Genomic DNA, 23,898 nt, shown 5'->3' with positions numbered 1-23,898 from the left:
TAACCCCTCCATTTTTAAATCTGTTACGAAGTATTATCAAACAATTCATCAGTAAGATCCGTTACCTTATTCAGCAACCCGCCATTTTCCTCTTTGTCCTTTTCCTTGTCAGCTTCTTTTCCGGATGAATTTTCTTTTGCGGGTGGTTCTGATTTCTGATCCCCCTTTTTGTCGGAATCGTCATTCACGGCCTTATCTTCATTTTCATCGCCTTCTTTATTTGTATCCCCTGTATTATCATTATCACTGTTTTCTTTTGGTTGGTTTTCCTTATTGTCATTGTCTCCGCTATCTTTATTTTCTAATTCTTCCTCGCCAATTTCAATGGCTTTTAGATGTTCCACTATCTTTTCAAATGCTTCATCCGGAAAGGCATTCTCATCCTTCATAATAGATGTCTTTAATTCTGTTAGATCTTTCTTAATGGTATCCATCAGATCTACTAATGCAAGTTTTCATCCGGAACAAAGCAATCTTCCATTATAAGCTCGGCTGATTCGTCTTCTGTCGGTTGAAACGCTATCACATCTATTCCTCCCCGTTTATCGCGTAAAGCTTCTTTCTGAATGTTATCAATCCTGGACTATTTCAAGAGAACCCTGCAGATGGTGTGCTTACAGGGCTGATGGAAACAATTTATTGTGTTGCTGAGTTATAGGAAGATAATATATCCTGAAGCTTTAAAGCTAGCCCCATATTTCCCTTTATCTTAAGTCGGCCGCTCAAATTTTTGCGAAATCCTCTGAAGCGATTTTCAATGTACAATCCGGCTTTTCTTTTTCACCTTCAGCAGCATAGCTATCGTCACCACGCAGAATAAGCTGGTACACTCCTGCCTCTCCTCCGTCCAAATCAAACTGGTAAATTGCTTCTACTCCCTTTGCGCGACTTGGATCTTCTTTAAATGCGGCATCAATCCCACGGAAAATAATTTTTATTTCTGCCAAGTTTATTTCTCCTCCTTCGTCCGTCGTTAGAGCTATCGTACATTCAGAAGCTGTAAAAACATATTCCGTAATATGTCGGGTTTTTATCTGTTACCCGGTTTATTACCCTATCTTTGTATTTCATTGCTTAAGTGGATCAAAAAAAGCACCGTTCTTCCTACATATTAAGAACGGTGCTTGTAATCGATGATTATTTTATTGATGTTGCATGATACAGGTTTATTCGATCGTATAGCGATTGATTCGGTTTACTTTGTCACCTAATGATTTCTTAAACATGACCGAATAAGATTCATTCGTGAAAAAGAACCAAATGTGATTCTTTCCAACCTGACATTCTCAGGAAACATTCGTTTACTAATTTCCCGTTCTGTATATCCCAAACGATTCAGACGAATAATCTCGTCTCTTGTCTTTTGCAAATAAGCCAATTTTCGGGTCATCATTTCTTTTCCATTACGGATAATCCCCTCATGACCGCAAAACACGATTTGATAATCATAAGTGTTCAGCTTTTTAATCGACTCAATATATCCTGAAATGGATTCTTCCTTCATAAATACTTTAGGATATGGTGTAATGTACAAATCTCCTGTGAAGAGCCATCCCTTGTTTGGTTCGAATAAACAGACATGATCTTCCGTATGACCAGGCGTATGAATTGGATAAAAGGTATGAGTTGAAGTCCGAATGCTATCAGGGTAGGGCTTGGGTGAAAAAGCAAAACGCGGCCCAACAAACAGCTCCCGGTACCAAGGGATACGGGCTTTTTTGTTCGCCTCTCGTACCATCTCTTCGTGACAAAATATTTCTGCATCCGTATGTTTCGCAATCCACGAGACCATTCCCGTATGATCTTCATGGGAATGGGTTAGTGCCACTTGCCTGATATCCCATGATGGAAAAACGCCCTTCAGGTTTCGTTTTTGAATGCGTGGGCCTGTATCAACAAGCATCCCATCAACGAAATACAGGTAAACAGACATGATCGGAAAAAAGGGGTTAACCGCAATTTTTACTACTTTTATATCTTCGTATTGCTTCCACTTCATTTTTTTCATCCCTTTTCTAGGTCTATCCTTTATTTAACACGATTAAAAGTAAAAATGCTATCCCTTTTATTGAAGGTTTGGTGTCAATTAATTTGTCACAAATTATAATCTGGTCAGATGGAATAAAGTTAAATCGATATCACTGTCTAATTTGCCAAATTTTAAATTAATTTTGGTTCAGCAACAAATCACGGGATTATCGACAATAATATGATAATAGAAATCCTATAAGTTTTAAATGAAATGTAGTAGGATAATGCAGAAAGAGCTTAGGAAAAATATTCTTAAGCTCTTTTTCCATAACCTTAGATGAGATAATCTTTATGGATGGATACTGTGATGCTTCCTTATTACGTGGAGGACTAATAACAGCAGTGTATTTTCGCTTCGTTTACTGTTACGCGGATTCACGATTAGAATTTTTGCCTTACGAATGAAAACTTTCCGTTTCGGTCAGCGACTTTCCACTCATGATCGGCAATATTCTGCGTCCAATTGGCTAATTTCCGTGTCTGATCGGTAATTCCGTAAATACAGAAAAATTCTGGCATCTTTCTGATTGTATTTCCATGAAGGATTTTCCCGTTCCAAAATAGAATAGTTAATGTAACAATGTTCCAAGGAGGGAATCATTCATGGCAAAAAAGATTTTAATTCTCGCAGGTGATGCAGTAGAAGCACTGGAAATCTACTACCCATACTTCCGCTGTCTGGAGGAAGGGTACGAGACAACAATAGCCGCATCCAGTGTGAAGAAGCTCCATACGGTTGTCCATGATTTTATCGGATGGGAAACATACACGGAGAAAGAGGGATACCTAATCGAAGCAACAGCAACATTCGAGGATGTCAATCCAGCAGAATATGACGGACTGATCATCCCTGGTGGCCGTGCTCCTGAACATATTCGGCTTAACGAACATGTCCCGGAAATTGTCAGCCACTTTTTTGCGGCGAATAAACCAATCGCTGCTGTCTGCCATGCAAGTCTTGTGCTTACAACAGTAAAAGAACATCTGAAAGGCCGGGCAATGACAGCTTATATTGCGTGTAAACCGGAAGTGGAAGCGGCTGGTGGCAGTTATGTTGAGGAAGCCTTGCATACGGACGGCAACCTTGTATCCGGACACGCTTGGCCAGATCTGCCTGGGTTGATGAAGGAATTTATCAAACAGGTAAACCAGGCTAGTGTAGAGGTGTAATTTTTAAGGGCTTCGGTTTTTCGTATGGATAACTATCACAAAAGGTTGAATGAATGATTGCAAAAATTAATACCAACACCCGAAAATGATGTTGGTATGTCGTCCAAGCGAATCATCTCCAGCATAGAAACTCAGAATTTCAACTGGCGCTTTTTTGTATAGAAGGTAAAATAAGAACAATCCAAACTATTAACGAATACCCAATTTCAATAAGCGAATGAAGAACATTCTTCATTCGCTTTTTCCTCGGTTAACCAATTTAAAGCTTATTTCTTCAGCTTTGCCAGCTGCTCGGCCAAAGCATTATTCTTAAAGCCATCATCCTGTTTTTTTAAATACTTGTTGACGTCTTTTTTCGATACGTGGGTCTTTTTCTCCCGCTGTTTCCGTTCATTAAATGTTGACAGTTTTTCCCTGTGTCCACATTTGCAAATGAACATTTGACCTTCACCTTCACCGCGTAGTTCCATACGTTTATGGCAATTTGGACAGCGTGCATTAGTATTCTTCGCGATATTTTTCTTATGGCCGCATGAGCGATCCTGACAGACAAGCATGCGTCCGTGTTTATTTTTAACCTCCAGCATTAGTTTGCCGCATTTCGGACATTTCGTTCCTGTCATATTATCATGTTTGAACTTGGCATCGCTCGTCTTGATCTCATGAACAACCTCGCTGGCATAATCCTTCATTTCTGCGATAAAACGTTCTTTCTTCAGCTTACCATCAGCAATAGCACCAAGTTTTTGTTCCCATTCTGCTGTTAAGGCAGGGGAACGCAATTTTTCCGGAACCAGGTCAAGCAGCTGCCGTCCCTTTGACGTAATGAAAATATGTTTTCCTTTCATTTCCATATACTGGCTGTTGAATAGCTTTTCAATAATATCTGCACGGGTTGCTACGGTCCCGAGTCCGCCGGTTTTATTAATCGTTCCGGCCAAATGTTTTTCGTCCTTGGCCATGTAGCGAACCGGATTTTCCATTGCTTGCAGTAACGCCCCCTCCGTAAACCGTTCCGGTGGCTTCGTTTCCCCGCTTGTCATCATTACTCGCAAATTCGCAAACGTGTTTCCCTTTTCCATTGCTGGTAAACGCTGATCATCTGCATCCTCTTCATCGGTACCATTTCGATCGTAAATTTCCTTCCAGCCCTGCTGCTTGACAATTTTTCCTTTTGCTGAAAAGCGTTCATTGCCAATCTCCGCTACAATGGTGGTTTGTTCATATTCGTATGGAGCGGACAATACAGCTAAAAAGCGTTTGACAACCAGATCATAGATTTTGCGTTCCTGCTCGGTTAAATCCACCAAATTTACCGGTTGTTCAGTTGGAATAATCGCATGGTGATCGGAAACTCTCGCATTATCGACAACCGATTTCGGCAGCTTCCAGTCCCGTTTTACCACTTTGCCGGCAATACGTGCATATTGATCGACACCACATGCTTTCACACGGTCTTTCAATGTCGGAACAATATCGGTTGTGATCACCCGCGAATCTGTTCGTGGATAGGTCAGTACTTTATGCTGCTCATACAGCTTTTGCATTAGTGATAGTGTTTGTTTTCCGGAAAAGTTAAAAATCCGGTTTGCATCACGCTGCAGTTCGGTTAAATCGTATAACTGTGGTGCATGTTTCTTTTTAAAAACTTTATCGACACTAACAACTGCTGCCGATTTATTTTTTACCGCTTGCACTAATTTTTCTGCTCGCTCTTTGGAAAAAATCCTGCTATTGTTTTTTGCATCACGCCACGTTAGTTTAAAGCCTTTCGTCGTTTTTGCCTCGATTCCGTAAAACTTTTCCGGCTTAAATGACTGAATTTCCTTTTCCCTTGCTGCAATCATCGCAAGTGTTGGTGTCTGTACCCGGCCACCCGATAATTGGGCGTTAAATTTTGTTGTCAATGCGCGGGTCGCGTTCAGGCCAACATACCAATCCGCTTCCGAACGGGCAACGGCAGAAGCATACAAATTTTCATATTTACTCCCAAGCTTCAACTGTTTAAATCCATCACGAATCGCTTTATCGGTTACGGATGAAATCCAGAGACGTTTCAAAGGCTTATGGACACGTGCTTTTTCAATAATCCAGCGGGCAACGAGTTCTCCCTCACGTCCAGCATCCGTTGCAATAACAACTTCGCCGACATCTTTGCGGTTCAATTGTGTCTTTACTGCGCTAAACTGTTTACCTGTTTTTTTCATCACAACCAATTTCAAATGCGGAGGAAGCATCGGTAGATCATCAAGCTTCCATGTTTTATATTTATCATCATAAACCTCTGGATCGGCCAAGGTTACCAAATGCCCAAGCGCCCATGTGACGATGTAGTTTGATCCTTCCAGATAGCCATTGCCTTTTTTTGAACAATGCAATACACGGGCAATATCCCTGCCGACGGATGGTTTTTCTGCTAGTACAACCGTTTTACTCATGTAAAAAATCCTTTCTCTATGATAAATCCCTACTTTCTACTTTATCACAAAATGAAGTTCGACACCTCTTTTCAAACACAGAAAAACGCGAGTATCAGCCTTACAGGCAGGCTATCAGACCGGTGATTTAGACGAATAGCGAATTTTATTATGAAATTAACCTTCTGTTTATTTAAAAAGGCTGATCTAATTAAATCAGATCAGCCTTTAACACCCCATGGCGACATCCTTTACCCCAACGCTACATCCAAAATCATCATTACCGTAAAGCCGATCATTAGTGCTATTGATGCTAAATCTTTATTTCCTTCTTCTTGGGAGCCTGGGATAACTTCTTCCGCAACAACGAAAATCATTGCACCGGCCGCAAAGCTTAGTGCGTATGGCAGCAGTGGTTGAACAAACGATACGGCCAATACGCCAATAATCGCGGATATCGGTTCAACCATACCGGAAAACTGTCCATACATAAAACTTTTCCTCCGGGACATCCCATCCCGGCGGAGTGGCATCGAAACTGCGACACCTTCCGGGAAGTTCTGAATGCCAATCCCTATCGTTAATGCCACAGCACTGGCTAATGAGGCCGAATCGTACCCGGCCATGACCGCACCAAAGGCAACCCCGACAGCAAGACCCTCTGGAATATTATGTAAAGTTATCGCAAAAACAAGCAATGTGCTCCGTTTCTTTTTCTCAGGATGGATCCCCTCTGCACTTTCCAGAGGTTCGCGCGGGTGCAAATGGGGCAATATTTTGTCAACGCTCCATAGAAAAAAACCGCCAAGCAAAAAACCAATTGCTGCAGGAATCCAGCCTGGCAATGGTCCATCTTCTGCCATTTCCAGCGCTGGTGACAATAAGGACCAAAAACTCGCTGCGATCATAACCCCACCAGCGAAGCCTAACATACTATCAAGAAATTTTTGATTCATATTTTTGCTTGTAAATACAACTGCAGCACCGAGAGCAGTCATCCCCCAGGTAAACAATGTGGCAATGGTTACCTGAACCAGAATATTTAAATCCAGAAAATAATCGATCATGATGTCACTTCACGTCCCTTTTATATATTCATCATTCGTATATTCACCCTATAGTGCATGTTTAAAATGTTGCCGTTTATCCCCTTTTACATTAAATATTTTCTTGGATAAATCAAATTTACGGCACTTTTATATTTCTTGTCAATTATATAATCCAAGCAGTTCCGTGAAATCCGACTGAATTTTAACATCAACTAAATTAAAGCATTACCTTGTTTGTGGAAATGGGCTTTCTTCAAGCCTCACAATGAAGCCGGTTTTCCATACAATGTTTTTAGAAGCTGATAAAGGATATGATAAATATGCTGTTTTATACAGGATTATTCTTCTTAGTTATCGCGGTTAGCTTGGATGGATTTGGCGTTGGAATAGCTTATGGAATGCGCCGGATTCGTGTACCGCTTATCGCCCTATTCATTATCATGCTTTGCTCCGGTGTTATCGTTTTAACTTCGATGACAATTGGAAGCATGATAACTTCTTATATTTCTGCTTATACCGCAAAAATAATTGGCGGGTTAATCTTAGTTTCAATTGGTATATTTTGTTTGTGGAATGTATTGAGATCAAGAACAGATGATGCTGTTGATCCATCAGAAAATAGCGTTTCCCAGCTCAACCAATTTAAATCGGTACTAAAAGAACCACAGCAGGCGGATCTGGACCAATCAGGAGTTATCTCGATCCAGGAAGCCATTTTACTTGGGTTTGCACTCGCGCTAGATGCATTTGGAGCCGGATTAGGTGCAGCAATGCTTGGTTATTCACCATTGGTAACAGCAAGCCTTGTAGCATTCATGAGCGGAATACTGGTTTTTGGCGGCATCCATATCGGCATATTTCTATCCAATAGCAAATGGATGAAAAAAATGACCCTGCTGCCACCATTTTTATTAATAGCACTGGGGATTTATAATATGATATAGTCTGCAAAGGATCGTGGATAAATTGATTCTTGTAAAAGGTAGCGATTCCCATACTTGGAGATTGCACGCTTTATCTACGTGTCCGCTGGGATTGTTAACATTGCCCGAACCCTGGCAATGTTGCGCTTCATTACCATATAATCCTTTACATTAAAGCAGTTTCATGATCATTCCAACCATAAGAGAACTGCCAAAAAGGCTTATATAATCAACCCGGCAGCCATTACATTACAAGATTGAGATGATCCAGCCAATCACTACAATTGCACCAATTACCATTAATATCGTTCGTATCATGTTTTCCATCCTTTCATTGGTATATATGAATGAATACCCTAAAGATGGAAGAAAAAACACATGCATAATTATGTATCAAGCAAGACGGGTTGATGTTTCGCCGGGTTGGGTTGATGTTTCACCGGGTTGGGTTGATGTTTCGCCGGGTTGGGTTGTTGCCCAGCCACATCAATAAATATACTAGTAATGCTGTTCCCTAGTATAACATAGGAGTGTTTGTCAGCATGATTTCGACATTAAAAAACCCGAGCGAGAACGAAACATATTCCCCGCTCGAACTAGCCGGAAAGTATTTAATCTCGTGGCCGTTCTTTTAATTCTTCCCCATTTTTGCCTTCAAACCGGAGTCCCCAGCTTGTAATTGCCGCAATCAGCATGACGATCACCAGTAACCAGCCTTGAAAAACAAACGGGAAAACCGATGTTGGTGTAACAACCGGCAGCCAGTCATACGTTTCCTGCATTAGTTTAATCGTTGACCAGCCAAGTAATACCGGTGCACCCCACGGGAAAATATACCCTAATGCCGATGTTACGGCATCAAGCATATTTGACCGGCGATATCGATGAATTTTATACTTTTCACCTAATTCTTTTACAAATGGTGCCGCGGCAATTTCAGCAGCTGTATTAATGGTTATTGCACTGTTTAGCAAGGCCACAATTCCCCAAATCGCTAGCTCTGCACGGCGAATGGAATTTTTAATCCACTTAACCAGCGCACCCGTTAGTGCGGCCATTGTACCGCCAAGTTTCATTAAATGTGCCGCGGCAACGATAAGCAAAATCAGAATCGCCATATTCATATAGCCCATTACGCCGTCCACTAGAGCTCCTGAAATAACATTGTCGGAATCTTTATTAAAGCTAATAATATCTGCGAGTGAGCCCAAATTCATAAAAACAATCAGTGGTATGGAAACAATAATTCCCCAAGTTAGCGAGGTAACAAGATGCTGTCCGGTTAATGCTAATAGAAGAACGAGTGCAAATGGAATCAGCATAACCAATCCAGTCGGGTTAGTTGAATCCATCATTTTATTTAGAGCTTCCTGATTTGCATTGGCTATATCTTCGCCACCGCCAAATATGGCAAATAAAATAATAGTAGGAATTGCTGCCATTATCGAATACTTGAACCTGCTGCGAACAACGCCCGGAACATCGGCATCCTGTGTTGTCGCGGAAACGATGGTTGTATCGGAAACAGGTGCCAGGTTATCACCAAACACCGCGCCAGCCAGGATCGCTGCAAATAACATGGTCGGATCCCCGCCAACCGCAACACCGGCAGGATACATCAAGGTACAAAACGCAACCGTTGTACCATAGCCAGTTCCTACAGCGGTGGAAAAAATCGAAGCTCAACTCCTGAAACGCCACCAAGCCAGACAAGCCCTTCAACTAAACCTCCTACTTGTAAAATTTGCGCAAACATCCCTGCGTAAAACCAGGCAACAATTGCGACAACCCCAACCGGCTGTGCTAATCCATCAAATATACCTTGCGCATAGTCAGCCAATTTGCTTTTACTAAAAAACAAACCGAGTGTCAGTCCAATAAGCGCCCCCATCACGAGTCCGATTTCCGACGAAAGCTTTAACACGCTTATCGTTATTGCCCAGACAACGAAAAATATCAGGGGAACTGCTGCCCCAAATGCTCCAAAACGAAAATCCAGCCTCTGTATGCGCTTACTTCCGGTAACCTGAGCCAGCTCCTTTTGGTTACTTGCCATCTTTCTCTCCCCCATCTTTCCCTAAAATATAATATTGGCAACCGCAATTTATAAGCGTTTGCCCACTCTCTTACTAACCTTATCATAAAAATAAGAAAAGCAAAATAGGCTCAGATTCCTGTGATGGGATCTGAGCCGTTCGCTTTTTGCTACCGATCTCTGAAAAAATTCTCAGCCTTTTCCAAATAAATTTCTTGATCAGACGATAGATCATATTCCTCTTCAATTGCACTCACGGGACAAACTGCCTTACATGCTGCACAATCTATACAAACATCCGGATCAATATAAAACTGATCTGGACCTTCCTCTATACAATCAACAGGGCAAACGCTGACACATTCTGCTGCTTTCTCTTTGCCACATGGTTCCAGTATTACAAAAGCCACTACTTTTTCCCTCCCCGTTTAAAATAAGGTTCCAAGTTAATTTAATACTATATTCCCTGCATTTTTCAAGTGTTTCGCTTATTATAGCACTCCATTTATAAAGATTTCAGGAATGACAGACAGCGTTTTGCGCTTTTTGATAATTTCATTGTATTTTGTGTGTTAATTTCTTGATCTGGAAAAACTTATGCCTTCTTTTTCTTTCCGTGTTGATCGATCGGTTTTACGTTGTTCTTGATCAATTTCGGGATGTTCCTGATCGATTTCATGTATTGCTCGATCGATTTTGTTTGCTTCTCGATTAACCCCGAAGTGCTCCCGATCGATTTTGCATGTTACAACCTGTCTCAAAATATAAATGCTGATGCAGCGCACATCCCGGATTAAAGCCTGCACCACATTCAGGGCATAAGGCACCACTATCCAAGTATGCTTGAATTGTCAGTTCCGTTCCACATGCTCCGCAAAGAACAGCCCGCCGACCAAATTCAGCTTGCGGCCATACCTTCGTATATCCACAGCCTTTTTCCACATGGCATTTGTAGCAAGCAAAATATTCCCCGCAACAGTAAAATTTTATTGCTATCCGATCATTTTCTCCGTGATAATGACGACATCTGGTTTCCGTATCAATTGCGCCATGTACTTCATGCATCATATTCCCCCCTTGGTAGTTTTATTATACCAGCCTTCGGGAATAGAAAACTAACCAAGAAGTTACAAGGAGTGTTGCAAATGTATAAATATAGTGTCACACCAAATAAGGATGTTACTGCCTGGTATGTAAAGCTTGAAGATGTAGCACCAACAAATGAGTATGCTGCAAAAGATGATGCCATTGAAAAAGCAGAACAAATAGCAAAGGAAAATAAACCAAGTAAAGTAACCATCCTGGATAAATATCATCAGGTTGTGGAGGAGAAAATATTTTAATCGTGCATCAAACGAATACGCTGTCGGTATGATCGCTCCATACCGGCATTTATATCCTTTTTACACCTTAACACCACCATGATATACCAACACGCAGAATTTTTAGTCGAAACATTAGTATAGCAGTTCATACAGCAGAACAGTTATTTAACCTATGGCCAAGAAAAATGACTAATCTATTGACATACTAGTACACATATGGGATGATTATAAATAAGAAGTAACAACTAAGATAAACTGGCATTCTACGTAATGTTTTTGACCATGCTTATTCACACTGGCGCGACTAAGGGGTCGCAAGGACGTCAGAGCAGGTAGGGCTGACGTTGCTTAAGTTAGAAAACACCCAGTGGAACAAGACCGCGGCATGAGTGAATTCCTGAACAAAACTAAGATTTCTCACGACGTAAATTAGCATCAATTGATTAACAATAACAAGAATTCCCACCCGATCATTTTCGGGCAAAAAATAAAATGTAAAGCTTATGTGTTACTTTAGTAATCAAAGGGGTACCTTAATCATGAAGGTGCCCCTTTTCCAATTACATAACTTTATAAGTGAAAGTAGGTTGTACGATGAACACTTTACCAATCGGAACTATTCAAACCATGACCGTCCTGCGCAAAATCGAGACCGGTTATGTATTACAAAAAAATACAAATGAGGTGCTCATGCATCATAATGAAACAGAACATGAACTGGAGCAGGGTCAGCCTGTTGAGGTATTTTTATATCTGGATAAAAAAGGACAAACGGTTGCAACGACCCATCTCCCATCAATCCGAATGGATACATATGATTGGGCAGAGGTCGTAGAAGTAATTCCGAATTTAGGTGCATTTGTCAACATTGGCATTGCAAAAGAAATACTTGTCTCGAAGGATGAGCTGCCGTTATTTGAAACTGTATGGCCCAAAACCGGTGATATGCTGTACGTTACGTTAGGGAAAGATCGCAAAGGACGTTTACTCGCAATTCCAGCGACTGAGGGTGTCTTTGCCAGGGAATGGGAATTAGCTCCGGAAAATGTGTTAAATACACCAATTAGCGGACGTGTATACCGAACCAGCAAAGAAGGAACGGCAGTTATTACGAATGAGGGCTATCGCGGGTTCATCCATCACACAGAACGAAAAAGGGAACCACGTCTTGGAGAATGGGTAAACGGACGTGTAATTGAAGTAAAAGATGATGGTACACTAAATATTTCGCTCCGCCCACTAAAACAAGACAGTATTAGCGAAGATGCTGAAGCAATTTTATCCCACTTGGAAGAAAAAGGTGGCATTATACCGTTTAGTGACAAGAGTGATCCTGAAGATATACGTGGTACATTTCAAATCAGCAAAGCGGCATTCAAACGTGCACTAGGCAAACTTATGAAGGATGGAAAAATTGAACAATATGACGGGAACACCTACCTAAAGTAAAAATATACCTATTAATAGCGAATGATGAAAGCAGCGATTACCTCAGGCTGCTTTTTTAGCTTCATAGAAATTTGAATTTTCCATCTCCTATATGAATACAATGATAATAAGGCAAGCAAGGTACTTAGCTATCCTTTATCCTCTTTAATAGCTGCTCGCCTTTTTACAAACGGATCTGGCGTGTGTGGGTCAGGACAACGACAACTACATTGGCAATACGACTGATCTGGAAGGAGGTAATTATGTAAACTTAACTATTCTTTTAAAGGGGGATTCGATGAAAAAAGGATTTATCTGGCAAATTGTCGGGGCTTTTGTTTTGGCAATTATCGTCGGCTTGATTTTTGGCGATAAAACCACGTATATTCAGCCGCTTGGTGATTTCTTTCTCCGGTTAATTAAATTCATTATCGTACCATTGATCCTGTCAACCATCATTGTTGGGGTCACAAACGCTGGAGATATTAAAAGATTAGGGCGTTTAGGTGGCAAAACGATATCCTACTATCTAATCACAAGCTTTATAGCTATCTCAATCGGTCTTATCGCCGGATTTACCTTTTCACCCGGAAGCGGTATGGATCTGCAAGTAAGTGAAACGGCTGTTGAACCAAGCGAAACGGACGGTGTTGTGCAAACAATCTTAAACATTATCCCACTAAACCCCATCGAAGCACTGGCTTCCGCTAATGTGCTGCAAATTATCTTTTTCGCTCTCTTTACCGGCATTGGCATTAAACTTGTTGGGGAAAAAGCAGCAACGGTTCAACAGTTTTTTGACGGATTTGCCGAAGTTATGTATAAAATAACCGGTGTAATTATGAAACTGGTACCAATCGGAATCTTTGGTTTACTGGCACCGGTTGTTGGGGAATACGGCCTCACCGTTCTATTGCCATTGATAAAATTAATACTTGCACTAATTGTTGCATGTATCGTCCATGTTGCAGTGGTTTATTCAGTTGCAGTAAAATCACTTGGCAAAATGAATCCGCTGCTGTTTTTTAAAGGAATCTTTCCGGCTGCAGCGGTGGCGTTCAGCACGTGCAACAGTTCTGGAACATTACCGATTACAATGAAAAACACGGAAGATAACCTTGGCGTGTCAAAAGAGACATCAAGCTTTATTTTACCATTAGGTGCAACAATAAACATGGACGGAACAGCAATATATCAAGGAATTACTGTCGTCTTTGTCGCCCAGTATTTTGGCATAAATCTTTCCTTTACGCAAATTCTGACGGTAGCACTAATTGGCACCCTTGCTTCGATTGGTGCTGCAGGGGTACCTGGTGCAGGGTTAATTATGTTAACAATGACACTTGCAGTTGTTAACCTGCCTTTGGAGGGGATTGCACTTGTTGCAGGTGTTGACCGGATTCTGGATATGTTTCGGACGTCAGTAAATATTATCGGTGATGCGTCCGCAAGTGTTGTGATTGAAGAATCGGAGAGAAAACGAGTTGTTGGCGAAGCAGCCTCTGCATAATCTAAATATAAACTTGGGTGTGCAAAATACTTTTTTTGCGCACTCAAGTTATGTTTGAAGCGTTTATGCTTACTCTTCACCGCCCGTGTTTCAATGCGCTTTACCATGGCTGAATATTACCTTTTTCATCCTTGTATACAACATGCTCCTTGGCAAATTTAACCGGGGAATCAAGTCCTGCTGCTGCAGCGATCCGGAATAATCCTTTTCGGAGCGTAATTACATAGTTTGCTGTTCGCCATTTTTTCTCATCAATAACAAGAGCTTTTTGCAGCTCCGGATCTGTTGTTGCAACACCGACCGGACAGACATTGGATTGACATTTTAATGTTTGAATACAGCCGACCGTAATCATAAACCCGCGTGCTACGTTAACAAGATCAGCGCCCATTCCCAGCGCAATTGCAACCCTGTCTGGAGAAAATAATTTACCTGAAGCAATGATCTTTACCCGGTCACGAACGCCGTATTTAACTAATGCCTCATGCACCAGTGGGAGTGATGATTTGATTGGCAGCCCAACACTGTCAGTCAGCTCCTGATATGATGCACCAGTCCCGCCTTCGCCACCATCGATTGTAATAAAATCCGGGTTCTTTCCCAGATCTTTTATATGCTTGGCTAATTCTTCGGCTTCGTCCGGACTGCCAATCACAATTTTCATACCAACAGGTTTTCCGGTATGTTCACGAATGCGTTCAATAAAATGAAATAAGGACGGTATATCACTATATTCAGTAAAGCGATTCGGACTATCGACGGATTTAAATGGTTCTACTTTGCGGATTCTCGCTATTTCTTCGGTTACCTTTTCACCATCGATATGACCGCCACGTGTTTTAGCCCCCTGTGCCAGTTTCAATTCAAACGCTTTTATTTGAGGAATTTTACTTTTCTCAAGCAATTCATCCCAGTCAAAGCTGCCATCTTTATCCCGAACTCCGAATAACCCGGGGCCAATTTGCATGATAATGTCAACGCCACCCTTTAAATGGTGTTCGGATAAGCCGCCTTCACCGGTATTCATCCATGTACCTTTGGCAATTCCCAACCCTTCCGACAGTGCTGTTATTGCCTTTTTTCCAAGCGCACCATAGCTCATCGCAGACATACCGATTTGTCCCTTGGCAATAAAAGGCTGTCGCGTATTCTCTCCAATGACGATTGCATCATCCTCCTCAAGCAAATAGGCAAGGGATTCATTTTCTTCCAGTTTTTCTTCTCGTTCTGTAAACAGGGGGTCTTTTAGTAACAAGTACCGTTGTGTCGTCACCTTTGTGTCCCTGTCCATTTTCAGCTCTTCCGTAAGTTTCGGAAACATGGAGTTGCGTACGTAAAATCCTGCTGACTCAAAATCCCGCTGTGATCCAAACCCGATTACATCACGCTTATATTTTGCTGTTTTGACAATATGCTGATAATCCCGGCGCGAAAATGGTTTCCCTTCATTGTCATTGTTAAAGAAATACTGACGCAGTTCCGGGCCAATTTTTTCAAAAAAGTATCGCACGCGTCCTAAAACTGGATAGTTTCTTAGTACCGGGTGCTGCTTTTGCGTACGGTCAACAAAAAATAAATATATCCCAATAATAATTAACACAAGTAATACGATAACAACTGCTACAAACCCGATAATTGTCATCACATTTGCTATATTCATCCAATACCCTTCCTTTAAACATGATCTTATAGGTTTAGAATGTATCAACTTAGGAAAAGTATCCGTCTTAAGGGCGTAAAAAAGAATGACAGCCATTAAATGCCACGATTAAAGAGCGTGTTCAAAAAGGAGGATAAAAAGGACCGAGGCCGGCTAAGTTCTCGGGAGTCCTGTTGCAACGCCGACACTAGCACGTGATAATTTTATTCACTTTCAGGCTCCCTCAGTTGAATATAGTAATTCTACTTATCATCATAATCGAAGTTTTATGAGATCCCAATGTACTAGGGATTTTCCGATAACGACATTTCAACGCTTTTGAATTTCAAACATATCCTCCAACTTTTCCGCCATATAAGTATGACAATCCTCGACCGCAATATTATAGAACATCGGCCCAAGCTCTTCGATGAAAAATTCAAGTATCAATTGTGCAGCCAAATCACCAATTTGCTCGTCCCGTTCCCGCTCAAAATATCCCTTGATTCGTTTTGCCATTTCATTCTTTTGTTCCTTCGTTAGTTCGAATTTCGCTTTCATTTTATTCTCCTTCCATTTCAAAACAATACTTCTTGTCACCATTATAACAATGTTACTTTTCCATCGATATATTGCCGGCAAATTTCGTAAAAGAGCAGGAATTCTTTTCTCTTTGTCGAAATAGTATCTAACTAAAAAGGGGGCACATTATGCAGACATTTGAAAATTATACATATGAACGGCCAAACCTGGAAAAAGAAAAAGTGTCTTTCAACGAGTTGCTTGATAATTTTATAACCGCTGCTTCCGTTGATGAGGCAACAAAAGCTATTAAGGAAATCAACGCGTTTCGAGACAGACTATCAACTTTATTCAATTTGGTGTACATTCGGGCATCAATTGACACCAATGATGCGTTTTACCAAGAAGAACGTGATTTTTTTGATGAAATGGAGCCGGAAATTAGGGGTCTAAGCACCGATTTCTATAAGGAATTGGTTCAATCGCCATACCATGAAGAGCTGGAAAACCAGTGGGGAAGCCAGCTTTTTCAACTAGCTGATTGTGAAATTAAATCATTTTCACAGGAGATCATACCTTTATTGCAAAAGGAAAATAAACTGACATCAGAGTATTCAAAACTGGTTGCTTCGGCTCAGATTGAACTTAATGGGAAAACATATACATTAGCACAGCTTGGTCCACTCACACAAAGTAAGGATCGTGCCATACGGAAACAGGCGGCCAAAGCAAGTGCCAACTTTTTCGCGGAAAATGCTGAAAAATTTGATTCCATATACGATCAACTAGTTAAAGTACGACATGAAATTGCCACAACACTCGGCTTCGAAAATTTTGTTGATGTTGGCTATTTACGGATGCAGCGCGTAGACTATGATGCGGAAATGGTTAACGTGTTCCGCAAACAGGTGCGCGATTCAATCGTTCCACTTGTGACAAAGCTCTACGCAAAACAAGCGGAGCGAATCGGGGTAGATTCCTTGAAGTTTTATGATGAACCATTTGAATTCAAAAGTGGAAATGCCGAGCCAAAGGGTTCTCCGGAATGGATTATCGAAAACGGCAAGATAATGTACGAAGAACTATCTACGGAAACAAAAGAATTTTTTGACTTTATGCTTGATCGGCATTTGCTGGACCTGGAAGCTAAAAAAGGGAAAGAGGCTGGTGGATACTGCACGTTCATCGAAGACTACCAATCCCCATTTATTTTCGCAAACTTTAACGGAACCTCCGGGGATATTGATGTGCTTACACATGAGGCAGGTCATGCTTTTCAATTTTACTCTAGTCGTAACATCGGTATTCCGGAATATTTAATTCCAACCTCGGAGGCAGCAGAAATTCATTCGATGAGTATGGAATTTTTTACATGGCCATGGATGGAGCTATTTTTCAAGGAAGATACCGATAAATATAAGTACTCACACCTTGCCGGCGGATTAGAGTTTCTGCCATACGGGGTTGCGGTCGATGAATTCCAGCACCTTGTTTACGAAAATCCAGAATGGTCAACCGAGGAACGTAAACAGGCTTGGCGGAAATTGGAAGAAATTTATCTTCCGCATCGTGACTATGACGGAAATGATTATTTGGAAGCGGGTGGCTTTTGGCAGCGTCAAGGACATATTTATGAGGTGCCATTTTATTACATCGATTATACACTAGCGCAAATTTGTGCATTTCAATTCTGGAAGCGATCCCGTGAAAGCCACGAAGAAGCATGGAAGGATTATTTACATTTATGTAAACTAGGCGGATCTAAATCATTCTTAGGACTTGTCGAAGCTGCAAATTTACGCTCCCCGTTTAAGGAAGGTTGCGTGGAGTCGGTTGTTGACACGATTGAGGAATGGCTGGAATCTGTTGACGATAAAGCATTATAATGAATGGAACTGCCTGATTTAATTCGGGCAGTTTTTTGTTTCGGCTTTAGAGATAGTAGTGATATGTGATCTATTTTCTCTGATAACGCTGATGTTTCCGCTCGAGTTAATGCTCTAACGCTCCAATCTATATTCTTGCTCTCGGGTTGATGGTTCCCTGCTCCCGTTAAGGTTTCTCTTCTCAGCCGAGTCGCTAACATGGTTTGGATAGGTTAAAACAAACGCACAAAGGCAGGGCAATCAAAGCCCCCATAGTGCTTTGTCAGATGTCGAAATCGCCTTGGCACCGGAATCGTACGCACGTTGTACTTCTGCATCTGTTCTAATTAGCCCGCCAGCAATCACCGGTATACCTGTCCGATCTGACACCTCCGTAATTAAAGCTGGAATGATGCCAGGCATAATTTCGATATAGTCAGGCTTTACCCGATTGATGATCTGGATAGTGTTCTCCAGCGCATGGGAATCCACAGCAAACATTCGCTGTACGGCCAAAATATCATGCTGCTTTGCCAGTGAAATGACATTTCCTCTTGTTGATACAATCCCATCAGGTTTTATTTCCCGGAAAATAAATTCAACACCATAGTCATCTGTCTTTAATCCTTGAATTAAATCCGCATGTACAAGTACTTTTTTATTGTTGCGCTTGGAATAGTTGACAAGGGATTTAATTTGCGAAAGTCTTGATTCCAAAAAAATGATGTATTCATGATCGCTGGTAAGCAATTTCTCAAAGTCTTTCATATCCCTCACAGCTGGTAGTATTCCATTAAGTTCTGCGATAATGATCACCTCAAAAAAATTATTGTTCTGAGAATATCATAATTGTTTAAATTCCCATAGGAAAATGGTCAATTTAAATTCCTGCGTGTTATATCTTAGCTATATTCTCTTTCGCAAAGCTTGTCTTAAACAAAATTGGCTGTCCCAATTAACTACACTGAAACAGCCATTTTAGCATTAAAATTCGCGCTCAAGTGTTGCAATAATTTCATCAACCGATTTTCCCATTCCTGCTTCAACTGACGCAACGTAGGCCCCTTCAATCAGTGGAGCTTCAACAATCTTAATATGTTCTCGATCAGTCATTTCCACTGCCATTTCCGCATTCATTTTAGCACTTCCCAAATCATAGACCAGCAACACACCTTTACCTTCATCGGCTCGCTCGATTGCTTTTAGTATTTTGTCAATGCTTGTGCCAATTTGATTATCATCTGTCCCGCCGGCAAGTTCAATCGCCACATCCTGGTTTACTTGCCTGATGATGTCTTTAATTCCCTCAACTACCTTTGGACTATGGGAAATCAGGACAATACCTGCGTAAGCCATTCTCTATCACACTCCTTCACGAATAACACCAGCAAGAGATTCAAACAAATAAAATGATGAAACAGATCCTGGATCAAGATGCCCAATTGATCGCTCTTTCAAGTAGGCAGCTCGTCCTTTAGTTGCCATTGTTTCTTTTGTGTTCTCCATCGCTGCTTTTGCTGTATCAAGCATCAGACTCCCATCAAAATGATCGTTTTCCTGGAGCTTTTCTAAGACAGCTGACCAGACGTCGACAAGGGTTTTTTCGCCAACCTCCGACTTTCCACGTTGCTTCACCCCAGCTACTGCATCTTCCATTCCTTTGGTGAATAGAGGGTAATCGACATCCTGCCCTTTGAAAGCCATTGATAGTTTCAGAAATGCCGTCCCATACAATGGACCCGCAGCACCGCCTACTTTGGACATCAATGTCATTGCCACGTCCTTCATTACATCTGCGACATGCTGATAGGGTTCGCCATCAAGCTTGGTCATTACTTCCCGAAATCCGCGAGCCATATTAATGCCGTGGTCCCCATCACCAATTGCCTGGTCAAGCTCCGTTAGCTCCTGCTTTTTTTCCTGTATTCTTTCATTCGTAGCTTTCATCCATTTACGTGCATGTTCAACTTGAAAAATTTCCACAAGTCTTACCCCCTTCCATTAACTATAAAAAGCCGGAGCAGTTGACGGTGCATCCAATAATTCTTTCAACTGATTGTCCAATTTTAATAATGTCACCGAACAGCCGGCCATTTCTAACGATGTCATGAATTCACCGACAAACGTTTTGTAGACATTCATTCCTTGATCCGCCAAGATTGCTTGTACCTTTCCGTTGACAATATACAATTCCATTTCCGGTGTGGCTCCAAGCCCATTAATCATAACAGCAACATCACTATTAGCAAAATCTAAGTCAGTAAGAATTTTGTCCGTTAATTCACCAGCGATTTCATCTGCTGTTGCAACTTTTTTCCGTTCAATTCCAGGCTCCCCGTGAATCCCGATACCAACCTCCATCTCATCATCCGCAAGTTCAAAGCTAGGTTTTCCTGCCGCTGGAACCGTACACGGACTTGTCGCCACTCCCATCGAACGTACATTACGGATAACCTTTTCCGCCACAGCCTTAACCTCTTGCAAAGAACCGCCTTTTTCTGCCATTGCCCCGGCAATTTTATGTACAAATACAGTTCCCGCAATTCCACGGCGGCCAGAGGTAAATGAACTATCCTCTACTGCAACATCGTCATTGACAACCACTTTTTCCACTTGAATTCCCTCTGCTTCCGCCATTTCCGCTGCCATTTCAAAATTCATGACGTCACCAGTGTAATTTTTTATAATCAGCAATACACCTGCACCACTGTCAACTGCTTTAATTGCTTCCAAAACTTGATCTGGCGTTGGCGAGGTAAAAACTTCCCCAGCCACCGCAGCATCCAACATTCCTTTGCCAACATATCCAGCATGGGCAGGTTCATGACCGCTGCCACCACCGCTGACGAGTCCAACTTTTCCGGAAACGGGCGCATCCTTCCTGGTAATGACGGTTGTATCAGGTAACTGTTTTACACTACCTGGATGTGCAGTAACAAGTCCCTGAATCATATCTTGTACGACTCGCTCCGGGTCATTCACTATTTTCTTCATCCAATTCACTCCCTGTTAGTGTGTGTTCAAAAAGTCGCCACTTATCATTTGGTGACTGTTTGAACATCCCCTATTGCTAGTATTTCCTTACCTGATTTAAGAATACCTGAAAAGAGAGACCAACCCCAGTAGTTGGTCCCTTTACGGCTTATTTAAATTCTCTTGTTGCTCGTACAGCTTTTTTCCATCCATCATAAAGCTTGGTGCGTTTTTCTTCCTCCAGCTCATTTGTAAATGTTTTTTCGTTTTGCCATTGCTTGGAAATTTCGTCTTTATCTTTCCAATACCCGACAGCAAGACCTGCCAAATATGCTGCACCTAAGGCGGTTGTTTCCTGCACAACCGGCCGCTCCACTGGTACACCTAAAATATCGCTTTGGAACTGCATTAAGAAATTATTTTTCACAGCCCCACCGTCAACACGTAAGGTTTTCAAATCAATACCGGAATCGGCGATCATCGCATCTAACACATCTTTTGTCTGATATGCCAGTGATTCAAGGGTTGCCCGAATAAAGTGTGCCTTCGTTGTCCCGCGGGTTAAGCCAAAGACTGCACCTCTCGCTTCACTATCCCAGTACGGTGTCCCCAGTCCAACAAAAGCAGGAACCATGTAAACACCATCCGTCGAATCGACCTTTGTAGCGAAATCTTCACTTTGTGGAGCGTCTTCAATAACCTTCAATCCATCACGCAACCATTGGATAGCAGATCCAGCAACAAAAATACTTCCCTCTAACGCGTACTCTACCTTCCCATCAACGCCCCAAGCTAATGTTGTCAGTAATCCATTTTCCGATTGAACGCCTTCTTCTCCTGTATTCATTAACATGAAGCAGCCCGTTCCATAAGTGTTTTTAGCCATTCCTTTATCAAAACATGCTTGACCAAACAATGCCGCCTGCTGATCCCCGGCGATACCAGCAATTGGTACCTCATGACCAAAGAAATGATAGTCAACTGTATTGGCATATACTTCAGACGACTGACGAACTTCCGGCAGCATGCTTTTCGGTACGTTTAGTATATCTAGTAGTTTATCATCCCATTTCAGATCATAAATATTAAACATCAGTGTCCTGGAAGCATTGGAGTAATCCGTAATATGGGTTTTCCCGCCGGATAGTTTATAAACAAGCCATGAATCCATTGTTCCAAACAATAAGTCACCTTTATCTGCTTTTTCCCTTGCACCTTCGACATTATCAAGAATCCATTTCACCTTTGTTCCGGAAAAATACGGATCAATCAGTAAACCGGTTTTCTCTCTAAATATTTCGTTGTAACCAGCTTCACGCAATTCTTTACAAATGCCATCCGTTTGCCGGGATTGCCAGACGATTGCTTTATAGATAGGCTTCCCAGTGTTTTTGTCCCAAACGACCGTCGTTTCCCGTTGATTTGTAATACCGATTCCAGCTATTTGAGTTGGCTCAACATCAGCCTTTCGCAACACTTCGGCCACGCAGGCAAGCACCGAATTCCAGATTTCATTCGCATCATGTTCAACCCAGCCGGGATGTGGGAAAAATTGCTCAAATTCTTTTTGTGCTGTTTCGATTATGGTACCACTCTGGTCAAAAAGAATGGCCCTTGAACTTGTGGTACCTTGATCCAAGGATAAAATATACTGTTTACTCATAATCATTTCCTTCCCTAATTAATTTTTTATTGTTTCCTCCAGTTTATTAGCTGTTCTCCCTTTCTTCAATTCAGAACTTGCAGCACCAATTAAAATTGCTACAACAATGACACTCATCACCCAAAAAAACGCTGAAAATTCACTTAAAAACATGGCATTGTAGAAAACCGCACCGTAAATACCACCGATAATCGGACCCACGACTGGAATCCAGGAGTAACTCCAATCTGAACCACCTTTTCCTGGTATTGGCAAAAGTGCATGGGCAATTCTTGGACCCAGGTCTCGTGCCGGGTTAATCGCATATCCGGTTGCCCCACCTAGCGATACACCAATTGCCAAGATTAAAGCACCTACAATAAGCGGATTTAATCCTTCCGTAATTTCATTAGCACCGATAAACATCAATCCCAGCAACAAGACAAATGTCCCGATAATCTCACTGACCAGATTGGAGAAAGGGCTGCGAATAGCAGGATCCGTTGCAAATACCCCAAGTTTTGCTGCCTGATCTTTTGTTTCCTTCCAATGTGGCAAATAGTTTAGAAATACAATACAGGCACCAATGATTGCACCAATCATTTGCGCGCTAATATACATTGGAACTTTTGACCAAGGAAATTCTCCTGCAGCTGCAAATCCTAATGTCACAGCAGGATTTATATGTGCACCAGTAAAGTTTCCGACTGCATAAACACCCATTGCTACTGCAAGACCCCAGCCAACTGTAACAACAATCCAGTCGGAACCTTCTGCTTTTGTAGCCTTCAGAACAACACCGCCAACAACACCTCCCCCTAAAATAATCAGGATCATCGTACCAATTAATTCAGCTAAAAACTCAGACATACTTTACACCCCTTTATAAATTTCTAATACAACCGGTTTCATAACAAGAAAAAAATAATGAAGAAAAAGACCCACACTTCAATAGACATACCTTTCCCAACGAAGGTACTACTGAAATGCGGGTCTCCATATCTCCACCACATGATTAACTTGTTACGATAATTATAATTTTTATTGTAACCGTTGTCAATGGTTGTCCGGATTTTCATTGGAGAGTTCCGCATTATTCCATGTCCCAAGTTGGTTTATCAAAAGGATCAGATTACAAAAATATATGCAGTTTATGCATGTTTCATTCTCGAATCATAAAAATCCCGCTAGCTTATATGAAATATATTATTAGGAAATAGTTACGAATATATGCTAAAGTAGCCATTGGTTTGCTCCTGTCAACCATGGCTTGGACACTTAACGGTGGTTTTCGGGCGGTTATAACAACCTCCACCGCTTGTCAGTTATTTTACACTTTTATTGGCAAATCCTTCATTCCCAGGCAACT

General features: G+C 41.6%; 23 protein-coding genes and 1 pseudogene. 7 read left to right on the top strand and 17 right to left on the bottom strand.

Going from position 1 to position 23,898, the window contains the following annotated elements:
* Positions 1-23: 23 nt before the first annotated feature.
* From CZ382_RS19770 to CZ382_RS19760, 3 genes and pseudogenes are all read right to left on the bottom strand, one after another.
* Complete coding sequence (locus CZ382_RS19770; RefSeq protein WP_088052862.1) at positions 24-434, bottom strand: hypothetical protein; 411 nt, start codon at positions 432-434, stop codon at positions 24-26.
* Between the two features lie 202 nt (positions 435-636).
* Positions 637-851, bottom strand: a pseudogene (locus CZ382_RS19765) (SCP2 sterol-binding domain-containing protein).
* A 356-nt stretch (positions 852-1,207) separates the two neighbouring features.
* Positions 1,208-1,999 carry an MBL fold metallo-hydrolase gene (locus CZ382_RS19760; protein ID WP_159457843.1) on the bottom strand — a complete coding sequence of 264 codons (792 nt, stop codon included), beginning with the start codon at positions 1,997-1,999 and terminating at the stop codon, positions 1,208-1,210.
* 635 nt (positions 2,000-2,634) lie between these two features.
* On the opposite strand from CZ382_RS19760, the gene CZ382_RS19755 reads away from it, so the two are divergent.
* The gene (locus CZ382_RS19755) at positions 2,635-3,201 is read left to right on the top strand and encodes a DJ-1/PfpI family protein (RefSeq protein ID WP_088052860.1); all 567 of its coding nucleotides are present in this window, start codon (positions 2,635-2,637) and stop codon (positions 3,199-3,201) included.
* Positions 3,202-3,467: 266 nt separating this feature from the next.
* Here the strand turns inward: CZ382_RS19755 and CZ382_RS19750 are convergent, their stop codons facing one another.
* Entirely contained in the window at positions 3,468-5,639 is a 2,172-nt protein-coding gene (locus CZ382_RS19750) for a DNA topoisomerase III (protein ID WP_088052859.1), read from the bottom strand.
* Positions 5,640-5,869: 230 nt separating this feature from the next.
* Complete coding sequence (locus tag CZ382_RS19745; RefSeq protein ID WP_088052858.1) at positions 5,870-6,685, bottom strand: ZIP family metal transporter; 816 nt, start codon at positions 6,683-6,685, stop codon at positions 5,870-5,872.
* Positions 6,686-6,987: 302 nt separating this feature from the next.
* Between CZ382_RS19745 and ytaF the strand changes: the two genes are divergently transcribed.
* Both ytaF and CZ382_RS19735 read left to right on the top strand, forming a co-directional pair.
* Complete coding sequence (gene ytaF, locus CZ382_RS19740) at positions 6,988-7,611, top strand: sporulation membrane protein YtaF (RefSeq protein ID WP_088052857.1); 624 nt, start codon at positions 6,988-6,990, stop codon at positions 7,609-7,611.
* Between the two features lie 241 nt (positions 7,612-7,852).
* Positions 7,853-8,083 (top strand): hypothetical protein, encoded by a 231-nt coding sequence (locus tag CZ382_RS19735; RefSeq protein ID WP_088052856.1) that lies wholly within the window; start codon positions 7,853-7,855, stop codon positions 8,081-8,083.
* 118 nt (positions 8,084-8,201) lie between these two features.
* On the opposite strand, the gene CZ382_RS19730 is transcribed toward CZ382_RS19735, so the two are convergent.
* From CZ382_RS19730 to CZ382_RS19720, 4 genes are all read right to left on the bottom strand, one after another.
* Positions 8,202-9,209 (bottom strand): Na+/H+ antiporter NhaC family protein, encoded by a 1,008-nt coding sequence (locus tag CZ382_RS19730; RefSeq protein ID WP_327366168.1) that lies wholly within the window; start codon positions 9,207-9,209, stop codon positions 8,202-8,204.
* A 38-nt stretch (positions 9,210-9,247) separates the two neighbouring features.
* A complete protein-coding gene (locus CZ382_RS24690) occupies positions 9,248-9,646 on the bottom strand; it encodes a hypothetical protein (RefSeq protein ID WP_308777464.1) in 399 nt (132 codons plus the stop codon).
* A gap of 149 nt (positions 9,647-9,795) precedes the next feature.
* Positions 9,796-10,035, bottom strand: a complete 240-nt coding sequence (locus CZ382_RS19725) for an indolepyruvate ferredoxin oxidoreductase subunit alpha (protein WP_088052855.1) — start codon at positions 10,033-10,035, stop codon at positions 9,796-9,798.
* Positions 10,036-10,336: 301 nt separating this feature from the next.
* Complete coding sequence (locus CZ382_RS19720) at positions 10,337-10,690, bottom strand: CHY zinc finger protein (protein WP_327365890.1); 354 nt, start codon at positions 10,688-10,690, stop codon at positions 10,337-10,339.
* A gap of 80 nt (positions 10,691-10,770) precedes the next feature.
* Between CZ382_RS19720 and CZ382_RS19715 the strand changes: the two genes are divergently transcribed.
* The 3 genes from CZ382_RS19715 (at position 10,771) to CZ382_RS19705 (ending at position 13,888) form a co-directional block, all read left to right on the top strand.
* Positions 10,771-10,968, top strand: coding sequence for a DUF2188 domain-containing protein (locus CZ382_RS19715; protein WP_088052853.1), 198 nt, complete (start codon positions 10,771-10,773; stop codon positions 10,966-10,968).
* A 576-nt stretch (positions 10,969-11,544) separates the two neighbouring features.
* A complete protein-coding gene (locus CZ382_RS19710) occupies positions 11,545-12,399 on the top strand; it encodes a CvfB family protein (RefSeq protein WP_088052852.1) in 855 nt (284 codons plus the stop codon).
* 277 nt (positions 12,400-12,676) lie between these two features.
* Complete coding sequence (locus CZ382_RS19705; RefSeq protein WP_088052851.1) at positions 12,677-13,888, top strand: dicarboxylate/amino acid:cation symporter; 1,212 nt, start codon at positions 12,677-12,679, stop codon at positions 13,886-13,888.
* 100 nt (positions 13,889-13,988) lie between these two features.
* On the opposite strand, the gene CZ382_RS19700 is transcribed toward CZ382_RS19705, so the two are convergent.
* Positions 13,989-15,548 (bottom strand): FMN-binding glutamate synthase family protein, encoded by a 1,560-nt coding sequence (locus CZ382_RS19700; protein WP_088052850.1) that lies wholly within the window; start codon positions 15,546-15,548, stop codon positions 13,989-13,991.
* A 309-nt stretch (positions 15,549-15,857) separates the two neighbouring features.
* On the bottom strand, positions 15,858-16,088 hold the full coding sequence (locus tag CZ382_RS19695; protein WP_088052849.1) for a DUF2164 domain-containing protein: 231 nt from the start codon (positions 16,086-16,088) through the stop codon (positions 15,858-15,860).
* Positions 16,089-16,237: 149 nt separating this feature from the next.
* On the opposite strand from CZ382_RS19695, the gene CZ382_RS19690 reads away from it, so the two are divergent.
* The gene (locus CZ382_RS19690; RefSeq protein ID WP_088052848.1) at positions 16,238-17,935 is read left to right on the top strand and encodes a M3 family oligoendopeptidase; all 1,698 of its coding nucleotides are present in this window, start codon (positions 16,238-16,240) and stop codon (positions 17,933-17,935) included.
* Positions 17,936-18,175: 240 nt separating this feature from the next.
* On the opposite strand, the gene CZ382_RS19685 is transcribed toward CZ382_RS19690, so the two are convergent.
* The 6 genes from CZ382_RS19685 to CZ382_RS19660 form a co-directional block, all read right to left on the bottom strand.
* Positions 18,176-18,721 (bottom strand): glycerol-3-phosphate responsive antiterminator, encoded by a 546-nt coding sequence (locus CZ382_RS19685; protein WP_088053557.1) that lies wholly within the window; start codon positions 18,719-18,721, stop codon positions 18,176-18,178.
* 177 nt (positions 18,722-18,898) lie between these two features.
* Entirely contained in the window at positions 18,899-19,270 is a 372-nt protein-coding gene (gene dhaM, locus CZ382_RS19680; protein WP_088052847.1) for a dihydroxyacetone kinase phosphoryl donor subunit DhaM, read from the bottom strand.
* A 6-nt stretch (positions 19,271-19,276) separates the two neighbouring features.
* Complete coding sequence (gene dhaL, locus CZ382_RS19675; RefSeq protein ID WP_235000480.1) at positions 19,277-19,897, bottom strand: dihydroxyacetone kinase subunit DhaL; 621 nt, start codon at positions 19,895-19,897, stop codon at positions 19,277-19,279.
* A gap of 18 nt (positions 19,898-19,915) precedes the next feature.
* Positions 19,916-20,908, bottom strand: coding sequence for a dihydroxyacetone kinase subunit DhaK (dhaK, locus tag CZ382_RS19670; protein WP_088052846.1), 993 nt, complete (start codon positions 20,906-20,908; stop codon positions 19,916-19,918).
* A 148-nt stretch (positions 20,909-21,056) separates the two neighbouring features.
* Complete coding sequence (gene glpK / locus CZ382_RS19665; RefSeq protein ID WP_088052845.1) at positions 21,057-22,550, bottom strand: glycerol kinase GlpK; 1,494 nt, start codon at positions 22,548-22,550, stop codon at positions 21,057-21,059.
* A gap of 18 nt (positions 22,551-22,568) precedes the next feature.
* Positions 22,569-23,399, bottom strand: a complete 831-nt coding sequence (locus CZ382_RS19660; protein WP_088052844.1) for an MIP/aquaporin family protein — start codon at positions 23,397-23,399, stop codon at positions 22,569-22,571.
* Between the last annotated feature and the right edge of the window lie 499 nt (positions 23,400-23,898).

The sequence above is a fragment of the Virgibacillus dakarensis genome (genome assembly GCF_900155625.1).
Classification (GTDB): domain Bacteria; phylum Bacillota; class Bacilli; order Bacillales; family Amphibacillaceae; genus Lentibacillus_C; species Lentibacillus_C populi.
Note: the sequence above shows the minus strand (reverse complement) of the source record. Positions and strands in the feature narration are given on the sequence as shown.

Coding starts and splice junctions, on each gene's coding strand:
- CZ382_RS19750 (WP_088052859.1), bottom strand. CDS start 5,639: ATGAGTAAAACGGTTGTACTAGCAGAAAAACCATCCGTCGGCAGGGAT.
- CZ382_RS19755 (WP_088052860.1), top strand. CDS start 2,635: ATGGCAAAAAAGATTTTAATTCTCGCAGGTGATGCAGTAGAAGCACTG.
- CZ382_RS24690 (WP_308777464.1), bottom strand. CDS start 9,646: ATGGCAAGTAACCAAAAGGAGCTGGCTCAGGTTACCGGAAGTAAGCGC.
- CZ382_RS19735 (WP_088052856.1), top strand. CDS start 7,853: ATGATCCAGCCAATCACTACAATTGCACCAATTACCATTAATATCGTT.
- CZ382_RS19700 (WP_088052850.1), bottom strand. CDS start 15,548: ATGAATATAGCAAATGTGATGACAATTATCGGGTTTGTAGCAGTTGTT.
- CZ382_RS19660 (WP_088052844.1), bottom strand. CDS start 23,399: ATGTCTGAGTTTTTAGCTGAATTAATTGGTACGATGATCCTGATTATT.
- CZ382_RS19690 (WP_088052848.1), top strand. CDS start 16,238: ATGCAGACATTTGAAAATTATACATATGAACGGCCAAACCTGGAAAAA.
- dhaK (WP_088052846.1), bottom strand. CDS start 20,908: ATGAAGAAAATAGTGAATGACCCGGAGCGAGTCGTACAAGATATGATT.
- CZ382_RS19730 (WP_327366168.1), bottom strand. CDS start 9,209: ATGTATCCTGCCGGTGTTGCGGTTGGCGGGGATCCGACCATGTTATTT.
- glpK (WP_088052845.1), bottom strand. CDS start 22,550: ATGAGTAAACAGTATATTTTATCCTTGGATCAAGGTACCACAAGTTCA.
- CZ382_RS19770 (WP_088052862.1), bottom strand. CDS start 434: ATGGATACCATTAAGAAAGATCTAACAGAATTAAAGACATCTATTATG.
- CZ382_RS19710 (WP_088052852.1), top strand. CDS start 11,545: ATGAACACTTTACCAATCGGAACTATTCAAACCATGACCGTCCTGCGC.
- dhaM (WP_088052847.1), bottom strand. CDS start 19,270: ATGGCTTACGCAGGTATTGTCCTGATTTCCCATAGTCCAAAGGTAGTT.
- CZ382_RS19760 (WP_159457843.1), bottom strand. CDS start 1,999: ATGAAGTGGAAGCAATACGAAGATATAAAAGTAGTAAAAATTGCGGTT.
- CZ382_RS19695 (WP_088052849.1), bottom strand. CDS start 16,088: ATGAAAGCGAAATTCGAACTAACGAAGGAACAAAAGAATGAAATGGCA.
- CZ382_RS19745 (WP_088052858.1), bottom strand. CDS start 6,685: ATGATCGATTATTTTCTGGATTTAAATATTCTGGTTCAGGTAACCATT.
- CZ382_RS19715 (WP_088052853.1), top strand. CDS start 10,771: ATGTATAAATATAGTGTCACACCAAATAAGGATGTTACTGCCTGGTAT.
- CZ382_RS19720 (WP_327365890.1), bottom strand. CDS start 10,690: ATGCATGAAGTACATGGCGCAATTGATACGGAAACCAGATGTCGTCAT.
- ytaF (WP_088052857.1), top strand. CDS start 6,988: ATGCTGTTTTATACAGGATTATTCTTCTTAGTTATCGCGGTTAGCTTG.
- CZ382_RS19705 (WP_088052851.1), top strand. CDS start 12,677: ATGAAAAAAGGATTTATCTGGCAAATTGTCGGGGCTTTTGTTTTGGCA.